General features: G+C 35.0%; 24 protein-coding genes and 1 riboswitch. Of the genes, 20 read left to right on the forward strand and 4 right to left on the reverse strand.

From position 1 onward, the window contains the following. Positions 1 to 2: 2 nt before the first annotated feature. Positions 3 to 689 carry a hypothetical protein gene (locus BGI23_RS07525; RefSeq protein WP_000711807.1) on the reverse strand — a complete coding sequence of 229 codons (687 nt, stop codon included), beginning with the start codon at positions 687 to 689 and terminating at the stop codon, positions 3 to 5. Between the two features lie 245 nt (positions 690 to 934). Further along, a riboswitch (FMN riboswitch) is annotated at positions 935 to 1074 on the forward strand. Positions 1075 to 1236: 162 nt separating this feature from the next. Between BGI23_RS07525 and BGI23_RS07530 the strand changes: the two genes are divergently transcribed. Next, positions 1237 to 1815, forward strand: a complete 579-nt coding sequence (locus BGI23_RS07530; RefSeq protein ID WP_000810855.1) for an ECF transporter S component — start codon at positions 1237 to 1239, stop codon at positions 1813 to 1815. 122 nt (positions 1816 to 1937) lie between these two features. Here BGI23_RS07530 and BGI23_RS07535 read toward each other — a convergent pair whose 3' ends face one another. Further along, positions 1938 to 2186: a ferredoxin gene (locus BGI23_RS07535; protein ID WP_001151996.1), complete on the reverse strand. Its 249-nt coding sequence runs from the start codon at positions 2184 to 2186 to the stop codon at positions 1938 to 1940. Positions 2187 to 2483: 297 nt separating this feature from the next. Between BGI23_RS07535 and BGI23_RS07540 the strand changes: the two genes are divergently transcribed. The 12 genes from BGI23_RS07540 (at position 2484) to BGI23_RS07595 (ending at position 12397) form a co-directional block, all read left to right on the forward strand. Beyond that, complete coding sequence (locus tag BGI23_RS07540; RefSeq protein ID WP_070805606.1) at positions 2484 to 3545, forward strand: YpbB family protein; 1062 nt, start codon at positions 2484 to 2486, stop codon at positions 3543 to 3545. After that, positions 3535 to 5064, forward strand: a complete 1530-nt coding sequence (locus BGI23_RS07545; RefSeq protein ID WP_016717008.1) for a RecQ family ATP-dependent DNA helicase — start codon at positions 3535 to 3537, stop codon at positions 5062 to 5064. The genes BGI23_RS07540 and BGI23_RS07545 overlap by 11 nt, the downstream gene beginning before the upstream one ends. Next, positions 5064 to 5627 carry a CPBP family intramembrane glutamic endopeptidase gene (locus BGI23_RS07550; protein WP_070805607.1) on the forward strand — a complete coding sequence of 188 codons (564 nt, stop codon included), beginning with the start codon at positions 5064 to 5066 and terminating at the stop codon, positions 5625 to 5627. Before BGI23_RS07545 ends, BGI23_RS07550 begins: the two co-directional genes overlap by 1 nt. A gap of 22 nt (positions 5628 to 5649) precedes the next feature. After that, positions 5650 to 6129, forward strand: coding sequence for a LysM peptidoglycan-binding domain-containing protein (locus BGI23_RS07555; protein ID WP_070805608.1), 480 nt, complete (start codon positions 5650 to 5652; stop codon positions 6127 to 6129). A 58-nt stretch (positions 6130 to 6187) separates the two neighbouring features. After that, entirely contained in the window at positions 6188 to 6964 is a 777-nt protein-coding gene (locus BGI23_RS07560; protein WP_070805609.1) for a metallophosphoesterase, read from the forward strand. After that, positions 6964 to 7839 (forward strand): MerR family transcriptional regulator, encoded by an 876-nt coding sequence (locus BGI23_RS07565; protein ID WP_070805610.1) that lies wholly within the window; start codon positions 6964 to 6966, stop codon positions 7837 to 7839. Before BGI23_RS07560 ends, BGI23_RS07565 begins: the two co-directional genes overlap by 1 nt. A 77-nt stretch (positions 7840 to 7916) precedes the next feature. Then, positions 7917 to 8525, forward strand: coding sequence for a genetic competence negative regulator (locus tag BGI23_RS07570; protein WP_001235392.1), 609 nt, complete (start codon positions 7917 to 7919; stop codon positions 8523 to 8525). A 268-nt stretch (positions 8526 to 8793) separates the two neighbouring features. Further along, positions 8794 to 10080, forward strand: coding sequence for an NAD-specific glutamate dehydrogenase (gene gudB / locus BGI23_RS07575; protein ID WP_000225176.1), 1287 nt, complete (start codon positions 8794 to 8796; stop codon positions 10078 to 10080). A 78-nt stretch (positions 10081 to 10158) separates the two neighbouring features. Beyond that, entirely contained in the window at positions 10159 to 10368 is a 210-nt protein-coding gene (locus BGI23_RS07580; protein ID WP_070805611.1) for a hypothetical protein, read from the forward strand. 92 nt (positions 10369 to 10460) lie between these two features. Continuing rightward, positions 10461 to 10697: a DUF3961 domain-containing protein gene (locus BGI23_RS07585; RefSeq protein WP_001983018.1), complete on the forward strand. Its 237-nt coding sequence runs from the start codon at positions 10461 to 10463 to the stop codon at positions 10695 to 10697. Positions 10698 to 10776: 79 nt separating this feature from the next. Continuing rightward, entirely contained in the window at positions 10777 to 11307 is a 531-nt protein-coding gene (locus BGI23_RS07590; protein ID WP_001240643.1) for a peptidoglycan recognition protein family protein, read from the forward strand. A gap of 109 nt (positions 11308 to 11416) precedes the next feature. Next, a complete protein-coding gene (locus tag BGI23_RS07595; protein WP_070805612.1) occupies positions 11417 to 12397 on the forward strand; it encodes a YpdA family putative bacillithiol disulfide reductase in 981 nt (326 codons plus the stop codon). Between the two features lie 37 nt (positions 12398 to 12434). Here the strand turns inward: BGI23_RS07595 and ansA are convergent, their stop codons facing one another. Further along, positions 12435 to 13409 (reverse strand): asparaginase, encoded by a 975-nt coding sequence (gene ansA, locus BGI23_RS07600; protein WP_000822000.1) that lies wholly within the window; start codon positions 13407 to 13409, stop codon positions 12435 to 12437. Between the two features lie 180 nt (positions 13410 to 13589). Between ansA and BGI23_RS28355 the strand changes: the two genes are divergently transcribed. From BGI23_RS28355 to BGI23_RS07620, 4 genes are all read left to right on the forward strand, one after another. Further along, the gene (locus tag BGI23_RS28355) at positions 13590 to 13763 is read left to right on the forward strand and encodes a YpfB family protein (RefSeq protein WP_000738062.1); all 174 of its coding nucleotides are present in this window, start codon (positions 13590 to 13592) and stop codon (positions 13761 to 13763) included. A gap of 128 nt (positions 13764 to 13891) precedes the next feature. After that, positions 13892 to 14569, forward strand: a complete 678-nt coding sequence (gene cmk, locus BGI23_RS07610; RefSeq protein ID WP_070805613.1) for a (d)CMP kinase — start codon at positions 13892 to 13894, stop codon at positions 14567 to 14569. 331 nt (positions 14570 to 14900) lie between these two features. Then, entirely contained in the window at positions 14901 to 16049 is a 1149-nt protein-coding gene (rpsA, locus tag BGI23_RS07615; RefSeq protein WP_000229565.1) for a 30S ribosomal protein S1, read from the forward strand. A gap of 12 nt (positions 16050 to 16061) precedes the next feature. Further along, on the forward strand, positions 16062 to 17111 hold the full coding sequence (locus tag BGI23_RS07620) for a type 2 isopentenyl-diphosphate Delta-isomerase (protein WP_000251030.1): 1050 nt from the start codon (positions 16062 to 16064) through the stop codon (positions 17109 to 17111). Positions 17112 to 17427: 316 nt separating this feature from the next. Here the strand turns inward: BGI23_RS07620 and BGI23_RS28110 are convergent, their stop codons facing one another. Then, on the reverse strand, positions 17428 to 17562 hold the full coding sequence (locus BGI23_RS28110; protein ID WP_000513900.1) for a YpzI family protein: 135 nt from the start codon (positions 17560 to 17562) through the stop codon (positions 17428 to 17430). 116 nt (positions 17563 to 17678) lie between these two features. On the opposite strand from BGI23_RS28110, the gene BGI23_RS07630 reads away from it, so the two are divergent. From BGI23_RS07630 to BGI23_RS07640, 3 genes are read left to right on the forward strand one after another with little or no spacing between them, the layout of a single operon-like run. After that, positions 17679 to 18290, forward strand: a complete 612-nt coding sequence (locus tag BGI23_RS07630; RefSeq protein WP_000399224.1) for a YphA family membrane protein — start codon at positions 17679 to 17681, stop codon at positions 18288 to 18290. Further along, positions 18283 to 19176 carry a YIEGIA family protein gene (locus BGI23_RS07635; RefSeq protein WP_070805614.1) on the forward strand — a complete coding sequence of 298 codons (894 nt, stop codon included), beginning with the start codon at positions 18283 to 18285 and terminating at the stop codon, positions 19174 to 19176. The genes BGI23_RS07630 and BGI23_RS07635 overlap by 8 nt, the downstream gene beginning before the upstream one ends. Further along, positions 19173 to 19358 carry a capping complex subunit for YIEGIA gene (locus BGI23_RS07640; RefSeq protein WP_000979054.1) on the forward strand — a complete coding sequence of 62 codons (186 nt, stop codon included), beginning with the start codon at positions 19173 to 19175 and terminating at the stop codon, positions 19356 to 19358. The genes BGI23_RS07635 and BGI23_RS07640 overlap by 4 nt, the downstream gene beginning before the upstream one ends. The last annotated feature ends 30 nt before the right edge of the window (positions 19359 to 19388 follow it).

The following is a 19388-nucleotide window of genomic DNA, read 5'->3' on the forward strand; positions in this document are numbered from 1 at the left end:
TTTTACCAAAAAATAAAGACACATATAAATCCAGAAATAGCTAAGTAGCTATATAAGTAAAATACTTTCGCTCTTGTTTTTTCGTTTGTTCGAAATAGTACAATAGTCGGTTCAATTAAACCAATTGTCAAACAAAGTAAACCAAGAAGCATACAACCGATTGAAATAGAGTACAGGGCGATTTGTGGTCCTTGAAATGGAATCATCCATTTTAATAAAAATGCAATGAGTGCAGTATAGCAAATGCTGCCGATGTATTTATTCAATGGTGCATTAGAACGGAAACCAGGAAGCTTTTTTAAGAAAGAGCGGGAAACAACTTCAGTTTGTAAAGATGTATGCTCTTCTATTATTTTTTGAGCTTCTTTTCCTTTTTGGAAAAGGGATAATATCCAGTTTCGCTCACCTTGAAAAATAAATTGTGAAGTTGTCAAATAATGATCAACCTTTACTTTATTCCAACTCTTCCATGGATGACGCTCACATAATTTTAATTTACTTTCTGTCTTTTTATCATACTGATAAATACTGATGCCATCTTCATCGAAAGCAGCATAGTATGTCTCGCTTGAGAATGTGCCTAAATCAATTGGACAGTAGAAAAGTAATTCTTTTTTTAAGTAAAAGTATTCTTTCCTTAAGTTTTTTTTCATTGTTTCTCGAATAGAGTGTCTCTTCTCTTTCTTCATGACATTTCCTCCATAATCCAGAAAATGTTCTTATCTTAACAATTCAACATCTTATCACTTTTAATTATATATGACTAGGGGATTCATAGGAGAAATGCCGAATACTAAAAAATATGGAGTGTATTGTAAAATATAATGAATGATTTTGATTATGTAAAATTAATAACTTATTTTTAATAAGTTACGGTTTTTTTGTTCACAATACGATCATGTTGTTGTATAATGAAGTAGAAAATAGAATATCGGTCTATCTTCGGGGCAGGGTGAAAATCCCGACCGGCGGTGATGAACTATATGTGATTTTGTTCTAAGCCCGCGAGCCGTTAAGGCAGGATTTGGTGTGATTCCAAAGCCGACAGTACAGTCTGGATGGGAGAAGATGGAGGTTCAAGCGTTCAAAAAAGATAGGTATTTGAACGTCTGTTTGATGTGCCTTAAATTCTCCCTTTGTGTAAAACACAAAGGGTTTTTTCGTTCTATGAAAAAGTAGGCATAGCAGAACCTTTCCACTTTCCATGAGATGATCGATGGAAAAGGAGAGAGAAAGATGAAACAAAAAAACAGTGTAGTGCAGATGGTGAGTGTAGCAATGCTAAGTAGTATTGCATATTTACTGATGATGTTGGATTTCCCGTTCCCAGGGCTTCCGCCATTTTTAAAAATTGATTTTAGTGATGTGCCAGCTTTAATTGCTGCGATTATTTTCGGACCAGTTGCAGGGGTAATTGTAGAAGCGATAAAGAATATTTTACATTACGGGATTCAAGGGAGTTTAACGGGAGTACCAGTTGGAGAAATTGCTAACTTTATTGCAGGATGTTTATTTATTGGACCAGCAGCTTTCTTATTTAGGAAGTATCGTACTGTTAAGAGTTTAACGACAGGATTAATGCTAGGGACAATTACAATGGCGCTCATTATGAGTGTATTAAATTACATCATCATATTCCCAGCTTACACTTGGTTTTTAAATTCACCAGCTATGTCTAGCGAAGCGATAAAAACAACGGTTGTAACGGCAATCTTACCATTTAATTTGATTAAAGGAATTGTTGTAACAATTGTATTTGTAGCGTTATTCTCACGCCTGAAAGTATGGGTATTTGCAAAAATGAAAAATGCATAAATATAAAATAAAACCATTAGTAGTATACAACTACTAATGGTTTTTTATTAAGGAGACTGAAAATAGAAAACAAAAAATACCCCTCAAATGAATGAGGGGTATTTTTTGAAGTTAATAAAAGACTATTCGAATTTTAAAGCATCGCCGTCGAATGATTCGTCAGCAACTTTAATTGAGTCAGTTGGACAACCTTCGAATGCATCCATCATATCTTCAAGTAATACATCTGGAATTTCAACGATACCTTGGTTATCGTCTAATGTTACGAATGCAATACCTTCATCATCATAGTCATAAATGTCTGGTGCAGCAGCACCACAAGCACCACATGCAATACAAGTATCTTTATCAACGATTGTATATTTTGCCATCTTTTTTCCCTCCTGATAATATGTATGTGAAAAGCTCGCCATAAAAATTATAACCTTATTGTAAAACGGTTTTTAAAACTTTTCAACATAAAATTATAATGATAATCCTTATCAATTAGAGTGTCAACTAATTTTTGCATTATGTCATAAGATTTTCAAAATACGTAAATGTTATTTCGTTTGGTACAATATAATATATACAAGTATATATTGCCCATATGATAAGTTTAATGAGTAACGGTAGAGGGCGCAATCATATCAAAAGTAATTAGGTTAGATTGAAAGGTGGAAGCGGTAATGCAACTGCAATATACTGTATTGTATTGTTTAAAACAATTGAATGGTGAAAGAACCGTTTCTTCTATTTATTATTTATTAAAGGGAAAACGTTCTTCGCAAACGTTACAAGATGGAAATATGTTCCGAATTTCTTTTTTGTTTGGAATATATAAATCGTTAAATAGAAATGAATATGATCGTGAAGTTGCAAAGTTGTTGCAAGCAGATTTAATTCAAGAAATACATGAAAATACATATTTGTTAACACCTAAAGGTAAAAAGCAGTTACATACATGGGAGGAAGGGTATGCTTTTCCAGCCCATTTGCATGGTTTGCACTATGGTGAATTAGGTGAAACGTTTTGGAAAAGATTATCTTTAATTATTCAAACTGTATCTAATTTACAACAGAATAATACGAAGTTTATTCCTATTCAACAAGATACAGAAATAATGGTGTGGGTGAAGCGCTTTTTAACAGGTATGCCATATAGGCGAAGTGAATTGGCGAAAAGATTATGGAAAGAAATACATATTCTTTTAGGGAAATGTGATGTGATAGAAGCGACAATTGTAACATATAGATTAACAGGATATGAACGTATCGGTTGTACATTGCAGCAGTTAGCGGAAATTACGAAACGAGATATTTTCAGAGTATATTTTTTATTTTGGGGTACAATTCATTTCCTTATACAAGAAGTTCGCGATAAAGAAAATGAATTTCCGTTATTAGCTGAGATTATCTCTTATCCAAATGAGAGAGCTGAATTATTTAGTTTATCAACAAAAAAAACATATAATTTTTGGAGACAAGGGCGCTCATTAGAAGAAATAGCGACAATTAGAAATCTAAAGGTAGCAACGATAGAAGATCATTTTGTTGAAATTGCTTTGCGAGAAAGAGATTTTTCTATTGAGATGTTTATGGAAAAAGACAAAATAGATAAAGTAACAGAAGTAATTGATGCATTACAAACACGTAAGCTGCGTGAGTTGAAACAAGCTGTTGGAGAGGGTATCTCTTATTTTGAAGTTCGTCTTGTATTGGCGCGGATGGAGGGTATAAATGAAACTTGAGGAATATTTATATAGGTGGTTTGGATATTCTGAATTTCGTCCAGGTCAAAAAGGGGTAATTACAGATTTATTGGAAGGAAAAGATGTTATAGCGATGCTTCCGACCGGAAGAGGGAAGTCTATGTGCTATCAACTTCCAGGGCTCATGCAAGAAGGGACAGTACTTGTTGTATCACCATTATTATCTTTGATGGAAGATCAGGTTACACAATTAAAATATGTTGTGAAAAACCGAGTGATAGCATTTAATAGTTTTCGGACATTACATGAAAAAAGAGAAGCAATGAAAAGGTTAGCTTCCTATAAATTTATTTTTGTTTCACCTGAGATGTTGCAGTCGGAATTGTTAATAAGAGAATTGAAGAAAGTTCATATTTCATTATTTGTTGTGGATGAAGCTCATTGTATTTCGCAATGGGGTTATGATTTTAGACCAGATTATAAAAAACTAAATGTAGTTATTGAAAATATCGGGTCTCCTACGGTGCTAGCATTAACTGCAACAGCGACGAAAGATGTACTCCGAGATATAGCAGAGAGTTTGAATTTGGAGAATGTGACGCAGCATGTGTATTCTATTGATCGTCCAAATATAGCAATGGAAGTACAATTTGTGGAGACGATAGAAGAGAAGAAAGAGGCGCTTTTGGAACAGGTGATGTATTTACAAGGGCCGGGGATTGTATATTGTTCAAGCAGAGCGTGGACAGAACGTTTAACGGAATATTTAAGAGGAAAAGGCGTTACTGGTGTCGCTTTCTATCATGGTGGTATGGAACATGAAGAGCGCATGTTAATTCAACAGCAGTTTATGAATGACCAGTTGCAGCTTGTAATATGTACAAGTGCTTTTGGTATGGGAGTAAATAAATCAAATACGAGATACATTATTCATTTCCACTATCCGACTAATATAGCTTCTTATTTACAAGAAATCGGAAGAGCTGGAAGAGATGGTGAACCTAGTATAGCTATTTTACTATGCAGTCCGTTAGATCACGATTTACCAATTTCAATCATTGAAGATGAATTGCCAAGCCAGTCACAAATACAATTTTTATTTTCTTTACTGCAGGAAAGAATGTTTCAAACGAAAGAATTACCAATAGAAGAGGTAGAAGAAATTTGTTATAATGCAGCAAGATTTAATGAACAATATTGGCGTTTCATCCGCTATCATCTTGAAAAGCTTGGAATCATACAACAGAGAAAATTAATATTAGAGAGCTTGTCAGATGAAATTATGACAAGATTAATAGCTGAAGTAGAAATCAGGCTACGTAATAAATATAGTGAGCTAGAAAACATGAAATCATGGATACAAGTGAAAGAATGTAGACGAGAATATTTGCTGCGACAGTTCGGTTACAGAAAAGAGGGCGAGTTAAAGAATTGCTGCGACTATTGTCATATTACAAAAACAGATTATAAAAAAAGACAAGCGCAACAATCGGATTTCGACTATAATTGGGAAACAGAGTTACAAAAGCTTTTCGGTCTAGAAAAGATGGGGGAATGATGAACATTCAAAGGCATAATATTGAAGACATGAGTCCGAAAGAAATAAGGCTGAATCTGTATATCACACAGTTCATTATTATCGGTATCGGTTGTTTACTAGCATATATACTATTCCGAGATATAAAATCGGTGTATAGTCTGTGGAAATGGGAACCGGTGTCTATACTTATAATAGGTGGCTTGTTAGCGATTGGTATTGTGTTATTAGATTATGTTGCAATGCGAGTATTTCCAGAGTCTTGGTTTGATGATGGTGGTATTAATGATAGGATGTTTCAAGGGATGTCGGTTATGCATCTACTTGTTATTACATTCATTATCGGCTTTGCGGAAGAATTTTTATTTAGAGGTGTAGTGCAGACGCACTTTGGAATTGTAATAGCGAGTTTTGTATTTGCAGTGTTACATATTCGGTATATGAAAAAGCCATTTTTGTTTTGTTTCGTCTGTTTAATTAGTTTTGTCTTTGGTTACGTATTTGAATGGACAGGAAATTTGTTTATAACAATCTTTGCACACTTTCTTGTTGATTTTATAATGGGACTCCAATTAAGAAAATAAATGGAAGGTGGTGGTGAACAACATGAGGAAACGAATTCCTGATTTTGAAGAGGAATTAGAAGTTGAGCGAGTGGAAGAAAAAGAAGGTTTACCGCCGCGTAGTGAAATTCATAGAAATAAAGAAAAAAAACAAAAGTTTAAAATGAATCATATTTTCGTTCGAGTTTTAACATTTCTATTCATATTACTACCAATTAGCATCTTATGGTATACAGATAAATATATTCAGGTGAAAAGTGATAGTAATAACGCTGGAAAAAGTGCATTTGAGGTCATTTTCTTTGATTCAGCTAAATCTCAGTCCGAGGCATCATCTGAGAAAGTCGTCACGCATACGGTGAAAGAGGGAGAAACTTTAGAAAGTATAGCGAAGCAATATTTTTCAGATGAAACTGGGATCGAAGTGATTAAAAAGTATAATGATTTACAAAAAGATGAAGTGAATGTAGGTCAAGAATTAAAAATTCCGATAAAAGATAAGTCCACAAAGCGAGAGAGTTAGTAAAATACTTACTATAAAAACTGGGAATTATCTTTATGAGGAAGGGAGTAAAAAATATATGATATGGATTATCTTATTAAGTACTCTCGTTTGTATTGGTATTATATTTCTTCTTGTAATGTATACGGAAGCAACGCGTGATACGGTGCTAGAACATACTTTAATATTTGAAGAATTTCCGAAAAGTTTTCAAAAAGTAAATGTATTCTTTATATCAGATATTCATAGAAGGGGCATTTCGAATTCGTTAATTGAACAAGTAAAAGGAAAAGTAGATCTTGTAATTATTGGTGGTGATTTAGCGGAAAAAGGTGTCCCTTTATCGAAAATCTCTGCAAATATACAAAAGTTAAGAGCGATAGCTCCTGTATATTTTGTATGGGGAAATAATGATTATGAGATTGAATATCATGAATTGGATGCTTTATTATTAGAAAATAATGTGAAAGTTTTAGATAATACAAGAGTTGTATTTGAGTCTGAATTAGGAGAGAAAATTTGTTTGCTCGGTGTAGATGATGTTGGCTTGAAACGTGATCGTTTAGATTTAGCGTTGGCTGATTGTAAAGAAGATGGTTTTCGCATATTAATTAGCCACAACCCTGATATAATAAATAAAATATCTGGAAAAGAACAAATTTCACTTGTGTTAAGTGGACATACACATGGAGGACAGATTCGATTATTCCCATCTAAAAAATATTTAAAAGGTGGCGTATATAAGCATTCAAATATGACTCTTTTTGTTAGTAATGGGTATGGAACAACGTTGGTTCCACTTCGCTTCCGAGCACCTGCTCAAACACATATTATTACGTTATGCGGAGGGAAATGATGCCAACTCTAAACGGAAAATATAACATAAAAGCTGTTTCGAATATAATTGGAATTCAACCAAGTACGCTTCGTGCATGGGAAAGACGATATCAAATTATAGCCCCAAAGCGGAATCACGCGGGGCATCGATTATATACAGAAGAGCATATTCAAATTTTGAAATGGTTAATGGACAAGGTTTCATCCGGCATGATGATTGGACAAGCAGTTCAATTATTAGAAGGGAATCGTTTGCAGAGTAATGTTCAAAATGAAATACATTACGATAGAGAAGTTGTTTTAGTGGACGATTTACTACAAGCTTTGTTAAAATTTGATGAAATTACAACTTCTGCATTGTTAAACGAGGCTTTTAGTATTTATGCAACAGAAAAAGTTATAGCAAGTATTGTTCTTCAAGTGTCAAATAAATTGTTAGCGTTAAAAAATAACAATGAAGTTACAATGGTGCAATTCCAATATGTCGTATCATTTTTACAAACGCGTCTAGGGATGGTATATCATAATGCATCATCGTTTTCTTCTATACACAAAGTTGTCGTGTTAGAAAGTAATATGTTGAAAGGGTTTGTTTTCTCAACGTATTTACGATTAAAAGGATATGATGTGATATATATTCGGGCAAACTTAGCGGAAGATAGTATTTCGTTAGCTGTTGAGCAAATAAGACCTAAATATGTAGTAATCTCTTGTGATGACGGACGAGAACGGAAGAACGCAATGAGCTATGTGGATTTTTTGCAAGAAAAAAATGAGAACCTTTCTGTTGGGATTATAGGAGAAATAGGTGCTCGAGATCAGTTGAACATTCAAACAAGCCTAATTGGTGATACGAAAGAAGAATGGGATAATTGGTTAAACATGTTAGAATAGTTGTTCGAAAAGAACCATCTATTTTCTATTTCATATAATAAAAATTATATTCATTGGTTGCGTAGGGAGGGTATGAGATGAGGCTGGAACGATTAAATTACAATAAGATAAAAATTTTCTTAACATTTGATGATTTATCTGAAAGAGGATTAACGAAAGAAGATTTGTGGAGAAATGCACCGAAAGTACAGCAATTATTTCGTGATATGATGCAAGAAGCAAATAAAGAATTAGGATTTGAAGCGGATGGTCCGATTGCAGTTGAAGTATTTTCTCTACAAGCGCAAGGAATGGTCGTAATTGTAACGAAAGAACATCAAGAAGCGGATACAGATGATGAGTTTCGTGACGAGTTTATTGAAATGCAAGTGACTCTAGATGAAAGCGAGCATATCCTTTATGAGTTTGCTACACTAGATGACGTAATTAACCTGTCGAATCGTTTATATAACCTTGATGTAACTGGCGGAAAATTATATACGTGGGATGGGCGTTTCTATCTTTGGATGGAAGAAGAGGAGCAAATTCAATTACTGAAGGCAGATTTTATAGCTATTTTAGCGGAATATGGTAATCCGTCTACAGCAACTATTTATCGTCTAATGGAGTATGGTAAAGAATTAATGGCTTCTCAAGCAATTGAACAAATACACAATTACTTTGTGAAAAAACAAAACCTTAGCTAATGTAACATAGCTAAGGTTTTGTTTTTTTACCTTACTTAAATGTATCTTTTCAAAGTACTGTACATGAATACAATAAAAAATATTTAAATATTTAAGTATTTTACTTTTCTAAAAGTAATAAAAGGACTATAATGATAGTGAAAACGCTTGCAAAAGAAAATACTTTGTATATATTTGTTAGCGTTTTCTATTGCATTCCAAATTTAACGGTGTATACTAGGCAATGAAGGTTTACTAAACAAGTGAAATTACAGGGGGTTTACTTACTATGGTAGCCGAAAAGGGAACTCAAACAAAAACACAACAACAAAGGGAACAACATTTTGAACTATTGAATTCAACACAAATTGTTATCAGTGAAGCGTTAGAAAAATTGGGTTATCCAAACGAAGTATATGAATTATTAAAAGAACCAGTTCGTATGATGACAGTGAAAATACCAGTTCGTATGGATGACGGGACTGTTAAAATATTTACAGGATATCGTGCACAACATAATGATGCTGTTGGTCCAACGAAAGGTGGAATTCGCTTCCATCCGAATGTAACAGAAAACGAAGTGAAAGCACTTTCAATTTGGATGAGTTTAAAATGTGGTATTGTCGATTTACCATATGGCGGAGGTAAAGGTGGAATTATCTGTGACCCACGTGAAATGTCATTCCGTGAGTTAGAAAGATTAAGCCGCGGTTATGTACGAGCAATTAGTCAAATCGTAGGGCCGACGAAAGATATTCCAGCTCCAGATGTATTCACAAACTCTCAAATTATGGCATGGATGATGGATGAGTATAGCCGTATCGATGAATTTAACTCACCAGGATTTATTACAGGTAAGCCACTTGTATTAGGTGGATCACATGGACGTGAAACAGCAACGGCGAAAGGTGTTACAATTTGTATTCGCGAAGCTGCAAAAAAACGCGACATTGATATTAAAGGTGCACGCGTTGTTGTTCAAGGATTCGGTAATGCTGGTAGCTTCTTAGCTAAATTTATGCATGATGCAGGTGCAAAAGTTATTGCAATCTCAGATGCTTACGGCGCATTGCATGATCCAAATGGATTAGATATTGATTATTTATTAGACCGTCGTGATAGCTTCGGTACAGTAACAAAACTATTTAATAATACAATTTCAAACAAAGAATTGTTAGAACTTGATTGTGACATTTTAGTTCCAGCTGCAATTGAGAATCAAATTACAGAAGAAAATGCTAATGATATTAAAGCAAAAATTGTTGTTGAAGCTGCAAATGGTCCAACAACATTAGAAGCAACTAAAATTTTAACAGATCGCGGAATTTTACTTGTTCCAGACGTATTAGCGAGTGCTGGTGGGGTAACAGTATCTTACTTTGAGTGGGTACAAAATAACCAAGGTTACTACTGGACTGAAGAAGAAGTAGAACAACGTTTAGAAAAAGTAATGGTAAGATCATTTGATTCTATTTATGAAACAGCACAAGTTCGTAAAGTGAATATGCGCTTAGCAGCGTATATGGTCGGTGTTCGTAAAATGGCTGAAGCAAGTCGCTTCAGAGGTTGGGTATAATATTATATTGTGAGAAAACGTGATTCCTTTCGAGGGAATCACGTTTTTTTGTTGAGGTATTAGAGTGAGGTGTTGTAAATGGGAAATGAAATGATGGAACGGGTAGAACAATTAGAAGAAAAGGTTAAGAGGTTAGAGGGAGAACTCGTAAAAACGAAGCAAGACCGAAAAGCAAGTACCGCTCGGGTGTTCGGAGAAGGATTATTGTTTTTAATATTTGGTGCGGTTGTAGTAGGACCGATTATCGCTTTTGTATTAGTAATTATTAATTGGTTTGTTGAAAAATAAAATAAAAACAAAAAGAACGCTTGTTCTACACGAACAAACGTGCTATACTCTCTTTAGATAAACAAAACGGAAATGATTTTAAGGAGAGATAAATGATGAAAATGACAGTAGACCAAAGATTTATGATGCCAGCAGATGTTGTAGAACGAGTGGAAGTATTAAGAAACAAACAAAGTAAGCGCGGCACATTATTACAATCAGTAAATAAATTTTTCGGTTTAGATACGAAAGAAGATTGTGTTTGGTTTTACGGTTTTTATGGAGTTGCTGTAAGTATTTTATTATTTATGGTGTTCACATCAAATATTTTCGATTTTCTCTTCGCGTAAGAAATATGCTATAAGGACATTGCTACCGAATACATATATAAAGAAGTAAGGTAATCTTCTGAAGCGGGAGTTGGTAGTAATGGCGATGTTTCCTATAGAGCGTAACTATATTGGATATGGAAGTTCACGACCGGGTATTCCTCTTTCTAAAGTAAGGTTTATTGTAAGTCATGATACGGGGAATCCTGGTAGCAATGCGATTGGGAATCGGGATTATTTTAATGAAATACAGCCGAAAGCTTCGGCACATACATTTATAGATGATAAAACGATATTGGAAATTATTCCTATAAATGAAGTTGCCTACCATGTTCGATATGGTGTGCCGACAGATAATGACTTATATGGGTATGATGCCAATAAGGCTGCCATTGGAGTAGAGCTTTGTTATGGTGGTGATGTTAACTTTTGGGAAGCATATACCCGTTTTACGTGGTATCATGCGTATTTATGTCAAAACTTCGGCTTGAATCCGAAAAAAGATATCGTATCACATAAAACACTTGACCCAGCTAGAAAGATTGATCCTGAAAATGTATTAGGGAAACAAGGTATTAAATTTCAGCAGTTTTTAGCAGATGTCTATCGGATGTACGTTTCGTTTAGATGACAAACATATGAAAAATGAATACAATAAAGATAGGTGCCTACTGCTGTAAGTAGGTTTTTTCTTGTTTTTATAAATAGTGTATTGGTAGAAGACTAGGAGTGAACCGAGTATGCAGAAAGAAACAGCTATTATAATTGGAGGCGGTCCGTGCGGATTAGCAGCAGCAATTTCGTTGCAAAAGGTAGGGATAAATCCGTTAGTAATTGAAAAAGGAAACATTGTAAATGCAATTTATAATTATCCAACTCATCAAACATTTTTCTCCTCTAGTGAAAAATTAGAAATTGGTGATGTAGCTTTTATTACAGAAAATCGTAAGCCTGTTCGAAATCAAGCGCTTGCGTATTATCGTGAAGTAGTAAAGCGTAAATCTGTACGTGTAAATGCTTTTGAACGAGTGGAGAACGTTCAAAAAGATGGAGAAGCTTTTCAGGTTGAGACGACAAAGCGTGACGGAAGTAAAGAAATATATATAGCGAAATATATTGTAGTAGCAACTGGATATTATGACAATCCAAATTATATGAATGTTCCTGGTGAGGAATTGAAGAAGGTAGCTCACTATTTTAAAGAAGGACATCCTTATTTTGATCGAGATGTAGTCGTTATAGGTGGGAAAAACTCGAGTGTAGATGCCGCTTTAGAGCTTGTGAAAGCTGGTGCGCGTGTAACGGTTTTATATCGCGGAAGTGAGTATTCACCAAGTATAAAGCCGTGGATTTTGCCAGAGTTTGAGGCGTTAGTCCGAAATGGTACAATTGATATGTATTTCGGGGCTCATGTGAAAGAAATTACTGAACATACATTAACGTATACAGTTGATGGCGAAGCATATACAATCCAAAATGATTTTGTATTTGCGATGACTGGTTACCATCCTGATCATAGTTTCTTAACAAAGATGGGTGTTCGGATTGATGAAGAGACAGGACGTCCAATTTATGCAGAGGATACGATGGAAACGAACGCTGAAAATATTTTCATTGCAGGTGTAATTGCTGCTGGAAATAATGCAAATGAAATATTTATTGAGAACGGTCGATTTCATGGGGATGCGATTGCGCAAACCATTGCAACAAGAGAAATATAAAAAGAAGCTGTCGGAATAAACTTCGACAGCTTCTTTTTTAATCGTGCATAAACATGTTTTGGATTGCTTCATGAGAAGTTGTATTCTCTAATGCAACTAATAATTTAATACGTGCTTTTTGAGCGTTTAAACCGTATGTGAATACAATACCCATATCTTTTAATTGTTTGCCGCCACCTTCATATGAATATACATCTTGAACGATCCCGTTGAAACAGCGAGAAACTAATACGACAGGAATTCCTTTATTTATTAGCCGTTCTAGACTAGGAAGTGTTCTTGGAGGTAAATTACCTTGTCCAAGCGCTTCAATAACAATCCCGTCTACCGGAAGATTTTCAATTGCTGCTAACAATGTATCGTCCATACCAGCGTACGCTTTTAGAACGACTACATTTTTAGAAACCTTATTTACTGAATATGTTTCGTGATGTACTAAAGCATGGTGGAATACAACACCACGTTTTGTTACCATACCGATTGGTCCATACTGTGGACTTTGGAATGTTGCTACATTACTTGTATGTGTTTTCGTTACGTTTGTAGCGCAATGAATTTCGTCGTTTAATACGACTAAAACGCCTTTTTCGGCAGCTTCACTACTGCTAGCGACTTTTACAGCTGATAAGAAGTTATATAGACCATCAGCACCTAATTCATTGCTAGAGCGCATTGCGCCTGTTACAACGATCGGAATAGTTGCTTGTACTGTTAAATCTAAGAAGTAGGCCGTTTCTTCTAATGTATCCGTACCATGCGTAATGACTACGCCATGAATGTTGTCTTGTTTTACTCTTTCATCAATGATGACTTGTAATTGTAACATTTCGCTCGGTGTCATATGAGGAGATGGTAGATGAAACACATCTTCAACGATTAAATCAACATCGTCTTCTAAATCAGGAATGAATTTTAAAAGAGGATTTTTTTCACCTGGTTGTACGACCCCAGTTTCTTTATCTTCCTCCATTGCAATTGTTCCACCTGTGTGTAAAACTAGGATTCTTTTCAATGCTTATACCCCTTTCAAGTAAAAAAATACATTTAGAACATAACATGTTTTGAGTAAATTCGACAATGGAAATGTATAAAAGTATGCCTCGAAAATGACAATAAAATGAAATGCTATATGTACGATGTATAAAATTACGAAACGAAATGTGCAAATACAGTATAGGAGGGAGCCATTACGTTGAAAAAGATGGAGAGAATGCTTATTCGTATATTAATAATACAATTCATTTGTCTTTCTGTTGTGCAATTGTTATTTATACATAAGTCATCAGTGAAATATTTATCTAAAATTGTTTATTATGAAGGTGTCATGGTAAAAAACAGAGCAGAAATCTTACGGGTGAATAGGTAGTTTTCATTTTCTTCTATGAAGGATTATGCTACAATAATTGAGGATTTAATGACGTGAAGCAAATGAAAAGAAGCAGGAGAATACCTGCTTTTCGTTTTGTTTTATAAGTGAAAAAATGAGGTGTTACAATGGATAAACGAATTTCAATTGCTATAGATGGTCCAGCAGCGGCTGGAAAAAGTACAGTTGCGAAAGTTGTGGCGAAGAAGCTTTCTTACGTTTATATTGATACAGGCGCAATGTATCGTACAATTACATATGCAGCCCTTGAGCAAAAAGTGGACATTGAAAATGAAGAGCAGTTAATGGAAGTTGTAAAAAATGTGAAAATTGAGTTTCAGCAAGGAGAAAATACACAACTTGTATTTTTAAATGGACAAGATGTTTCGGAAGTCATTCGTACACCTGAGGTGACGAATCGAGTATCGATTGTGGCAAAACATCGCCTTGTTCGTGAAGAAATGGTACGTCGTCAACAAGAGTTAGCAGAAAAAGGCGGCGTTGTAATGGATGGCCGTGATATTGGTACACATGTGTTACCAGATGCTGAAGTGAAGATCTTTATGCTTGCTTCTGTTGAAGAAAGAGCAGAGAGAAGACATTTAGAAAATATGAATAAAGGCTTCAATTCTAATTTAGAGCAGTTAAAAGAAGAAATTGCTCAGCGTGATAAATTAGATTCAGAACGTGAAGTTTCTCCTCTAAAAAAAGCTGATGATGCATTGGAATTAGATACAACTTCTTTATCAATTGAAGAAGTTGTCCAAAAGATTATGAGTATTGTTTCAGGAGTGTTTGCGAAATAAAGAAAGGGCATAGCCCCTTTCTTTTTTTATTTATGAAATGTAAAGGATACGTGAATTGTGAGTCTCTTTCCTTGACAAATAATCAGATTTGTAAGAAGTTAATAAAAGAGGGATAAAACTTTCAGAATATATTCGCTATTATATTTCAAAACATACTTTCTTCAAGATGATTTTGCTGTATACTATTTATATAGGTTTAATATATTTTCTAGTGAAATGTATGAAGCTTACGTATGTGATGATAAATTCTTAAACATGCAAATGAAAACAATTGTTTTCATTTCGTATATACATAAAAAATGCTTTGTCAATTCTGTAGGGAGGTATTTCCATGGTAGAGAAAATGAATGAAGAAGTTATGGATTCAAAAGAATTACAAGTTGGTGACGTTGTTACAGGTTCTGTAACGAAAGTTGAAGAGAAACAAGTGCTTGTAAATGTTGGATACAAAACAGATGGCGTAATTCCAATTAGTGAATTAGCTAACGTTCATATTGAAAAAGCAAGCGATGTTGTAGAATTAGATCAAACACTAGAATTAAAGGTTATTAAGTTAGAAGAGGATGATCTTGTATTATCTAAACGTGCTGTTGATGCAGAAAAAGCATGGGTAGAATTACAAGAGAAATTTACTTCTGGTCACGTATTTGATGTTACCGTAAAAGATATCGTGAATGGTGGATTAGTTGTGGACCTTGGTGTTCGTGGCTTTATACCAGCTTCACTTGTAGAAGTACATTATGTAGAAGATTTTACTGACTATAAAGGCAAAACATTAGCCGTGAAAATTGTTGAATTGGACCGTGAAAAAAATCGTGTGATCCTTTCGCATAAAGCGGTAGTAGAATTAGAACTAGATTCTAAGAAGAAAGAAGCAATTTCTTCATTAAAAGAAGGCGACGTTGTTGAAGGGACAGTACAACGACTAACGGATTTTGGTGCTTTCGTTAATGTTGGCGGTGTGGACGGTTTAGTTCATATTTCACAAATTTCACACGAACGTGTAGAGCAACCTTCTGAAGTATTAGAGCAAGGTCAAAAGGTAAAGGTGAAGGTGTTATCTGTGGATGCTGATACACAACGTATTTCTTTATCAATTAAAGCAGCTCAACCAGGACCTTGGGAAAATATTGCTGGTGAAGTAAAAGCTGGTGATATTCGTGAGGGAATAGTAAAACGTCTTGTTACATTTGGTGCATTCGTTGAAATTTTACCTGGCGTCGAAGGTCTTGTGCATGTATCTCAAATTGCAAATCGTCACGTGAAAAATCCAAATGAAGTATTGGAAATGGGACAAGAAGTAAAAGTGAAAGTACTTGAAGTTCATGTAGCAGAGAAACGTATTTCTTTAAGTATAAAAGAAGCGCTTGAGGAAAATAATGTAACTGAAGATTATAGTCAGTATGAACCGAATGCTGATTCTGCTACTTTCCAATTAAGTGACATTATTGGTGAACAACTGAAAAAATTAAAGAAATAAAGAGGGGTACAAGTGGTAAGGGCAAAACGTAAATTAGATCATATTGAATACGCTCTTTCTACTGGTCAGTCTCGTACGCATGGCTTTCATGATATTGATTTTGTGCATCAAAGCTTGCCAAATTCAAATTATGACACAATAACATGTGAAACAAAAATCGGCGAACTTTCACTAAGTTCGCCGATTTTTATCAATGCGATGACTGGTGGTGGAGGAGAGAAAACGTTACATATTAATGAGCAATTAGCATATGTAGCGAAACATCATAATCTTGCTATGGCTGTAGGATCGCAAATGGCTGCGTTAAAAGATGAAAGTGAGGCTGCTTCTTATAAGATAATTAGAAAGGTAAATCCACATGGGGTTTTCTTTGCTAATTTAGGTAGTGAGGCAACTACTGAGCAGGCAGAGCGTGCCGTTGATATGATTGAAGCGAACGCATTACAAATTCATTTAAATGTCATACAAGAGTTAACGATGCCAGAAGGAGACCGTGACTTTACTGGTGTGCTTCAGCGTGTTGAGAAAATTGTTTTAAATAGTAAAGTTCCTGTCATTGTGAAAGAAGTTGGATTCGGAATGAGTAAGGAAACAATGCAACAGTTAGCGAGCATAGGTGTAACGGCAATTGATATTGGCGGACAAGGTGGTACGAATTTTGCTGCTGTTGAAAATGAAAGAAGACAGCGAATGCTTTCTTATTTTAATAACTGGGGCATACAAACAGCAACCTCGATTATTGAAGCAACCTCTACAAATAATAACCTCTCTTTTATTGCATCTGGGGGTATACAAACAGCGCTTGACGTAGCGAAAGCAATCGCATTAGGGGCGAATACAACTGCTTTTGCTGGATACTTTTTACGCATTTTAATGCAAGATGGCATCGAGAAGTTAGTGGATGAAATTGATCTTCTACATACAGATTTGAAATTTATTATGACAGCTCTCGGTGCGAAGACGATAGAAGAGTTACAATCTGTACCTCTTGTTGTAAAGGGCGAAACGTATCATTGGTTAACGCAGCGTGGTATTGATACGACGCATTATAGTAGGAGATAAAAAATCAACCGTTTGGTTGATTTTTTGTTTTCTATTCATTTTAGTAATATAAAGCGAGGGATGGAATTGATATTCTAGAAAAATGAAATAATTCCTATATATAAACAGTATCTTGTAAAATTTGCGACTGAGAAATGTAGATAATGTGCCATTGAATTATTGCAGAAGGTTTAATTTTGCTAAGAAAAATAGGTATGGATAAAAATAAAGTTTAGAAAGATTTGTATGTGAAATGTTATTTCAATATGAATAGAAATTATGAAGAAATATGTAAAAGACGGTTTCGTACAATATCGAAACCGTCTTTTTGTATTCATTAGTGCTGATTCTGTTTTCGAGCTTGCTCAGGTGTATCAAGTCCAGTTGCACCCGGATATTGTAGTGATTGGTCACGATCAGATTCAACGCGGCGAGATTCTCTTAGTTTTCGTTCTTGACGATCTTTACCCATAATGAATAGCACCTCCTTATTAAAAGTGTTGCTGTTATATGAAAAAACTATGCGCGAAGAAAGTGGATTAACTTTCATAAAAAGTTCCCATAATGGAAAACATAGGAGGTGAAATGATGGAAGGGAGTACTTTTTATTTTGTAGCTTGGATAGGGTGGATTGTCGTAACATTTTTTATGAAAAAGGACTCTATTCGGTGGAAGATAAGCGCCTGTATATTGATTTTTATTATTTGTTCTCCGTTACATGTAACGATTGCTTCATTCACAGTATCAGTAAATGCACTTTTACTTTCTGGTATAGCTTTTATAGGACTCACCCTCTATTCTATTTGGAAAAAATTATATAGCTTACTTTCGGCACTTATTATTGCAATGTTATATACAAGTTTTCATTTGTTAGAAGTATATGATCCAATTTGGATTGTGGTGGACAGGTTGTTTTTGTTAAGTAGTGCTCTTGTATATGCATCCGTTTTATTACATGAGGATCGCATATTACGACTATGTTCTCTTTATATAGGAATGTTACAGGGAGAATTGTTTGTGACAATTATTTTTCGGAAACTGCATTTTCCTTACGATTACGGTAGTTTAGCGTTTTTTGATATCGTTGCTGTTTCTACATTATTCATGGCAATTTTATTTTGGATTGCGAAAGTCTCCGTACACATGGAACAGTTTAAGAGGAAAACACGTAAAAGAAAGGCGAGGGTAATACATGATTGAATATACACCGGCCATTTTATGCGGCGTAATAGCAGGGACAGTAACGAGAGTGCTCATGCTTCGGACAGATACCCGGCAATATCCGACGAGGCTCCACGGGAAAATTATTCATATTGCGATGGGGTTAATTGCGGCGGCTTTAGGAGCGATTGCGATTCCGTCTATATTGAAAAAAGATTTTTCTGCCATTACGTTTCTTACGTTAGCAGCAACACAGTTTCGTGATGTGCGTAATATGGAAAGAAATACATTGCAACAATTAGATGGTTATGAGCTTGTACCACGTGGGAATACATATATTGAAGGAATTGCATTAGTTTTTGAAAGTCGCAACTATTTGGCGATGTTAACGTCGTTTGTAACGACGTTTGCTTATATAGGGTTCCGTTCATGGATTGCTGGAGTAGTTATGGCTATCATCGCATTTTTTATCGCGAAAAAATTAATGTCTGGTAAGAGGTTGCATGATCTTGTTGATATCGAGCATGTTCCACTTCGTTTTGAAGGAGCGGGGCTGTATATTGATAATATTTACATTATGAATATTGGATTGCCAGCAAGACAAGAGGAAATTATGAAGTATGGAATGGGTTTTATTTTAAGACCGAAATCAATTGATGCGATGGTGACAATCTCTAACTTAGGACAACGACAAGCTATTTTACATGATGTTTCTGTTGCTTTAGGAATTTATAGAGATTCTGGTACGCCGGCACTTGTACCGTTAGCAAAGCGTGATTTAGAAGATGGCAGGGTTGGAATCTTTGTCTTGCCACAAGATCAAGATGTGGAGAAAGCAATAGGTGTCATAGGGAACGTGCCGACGTTAGAAAGTGCTGTTCATATGTCATCGGAAGCCCCGAAAGGAAGGGGAGAAAAGAGATGATGTTAGAAAGTGTAATTCTTGCAGTTATTACAACGACCCCGGAGAAATTTGCTGGTGGTGCTCCTCTGTTTACTTGTGAATCGACAGAGGAATTAGAATTTGTTGCAAATAATTTAGAGGCAATTCTAGATGGCATTGCGCATCGCTTACAAGAGAATGTATATATTATTGTGAAACATTAGCAACGTGTGTTATAATGTGAGTTGTTTTGA

Origin of the sequence: Bacillus sp. ABP14 (genome assembly GCF_001831375.1) — a bacterium.
GTDB classification, from domain to species: Bacteria; Bacillota; Bacilli; order Bacillales; family Bacillaceae_G; genus Bacillus_A; species Bacillus_A paranthracis.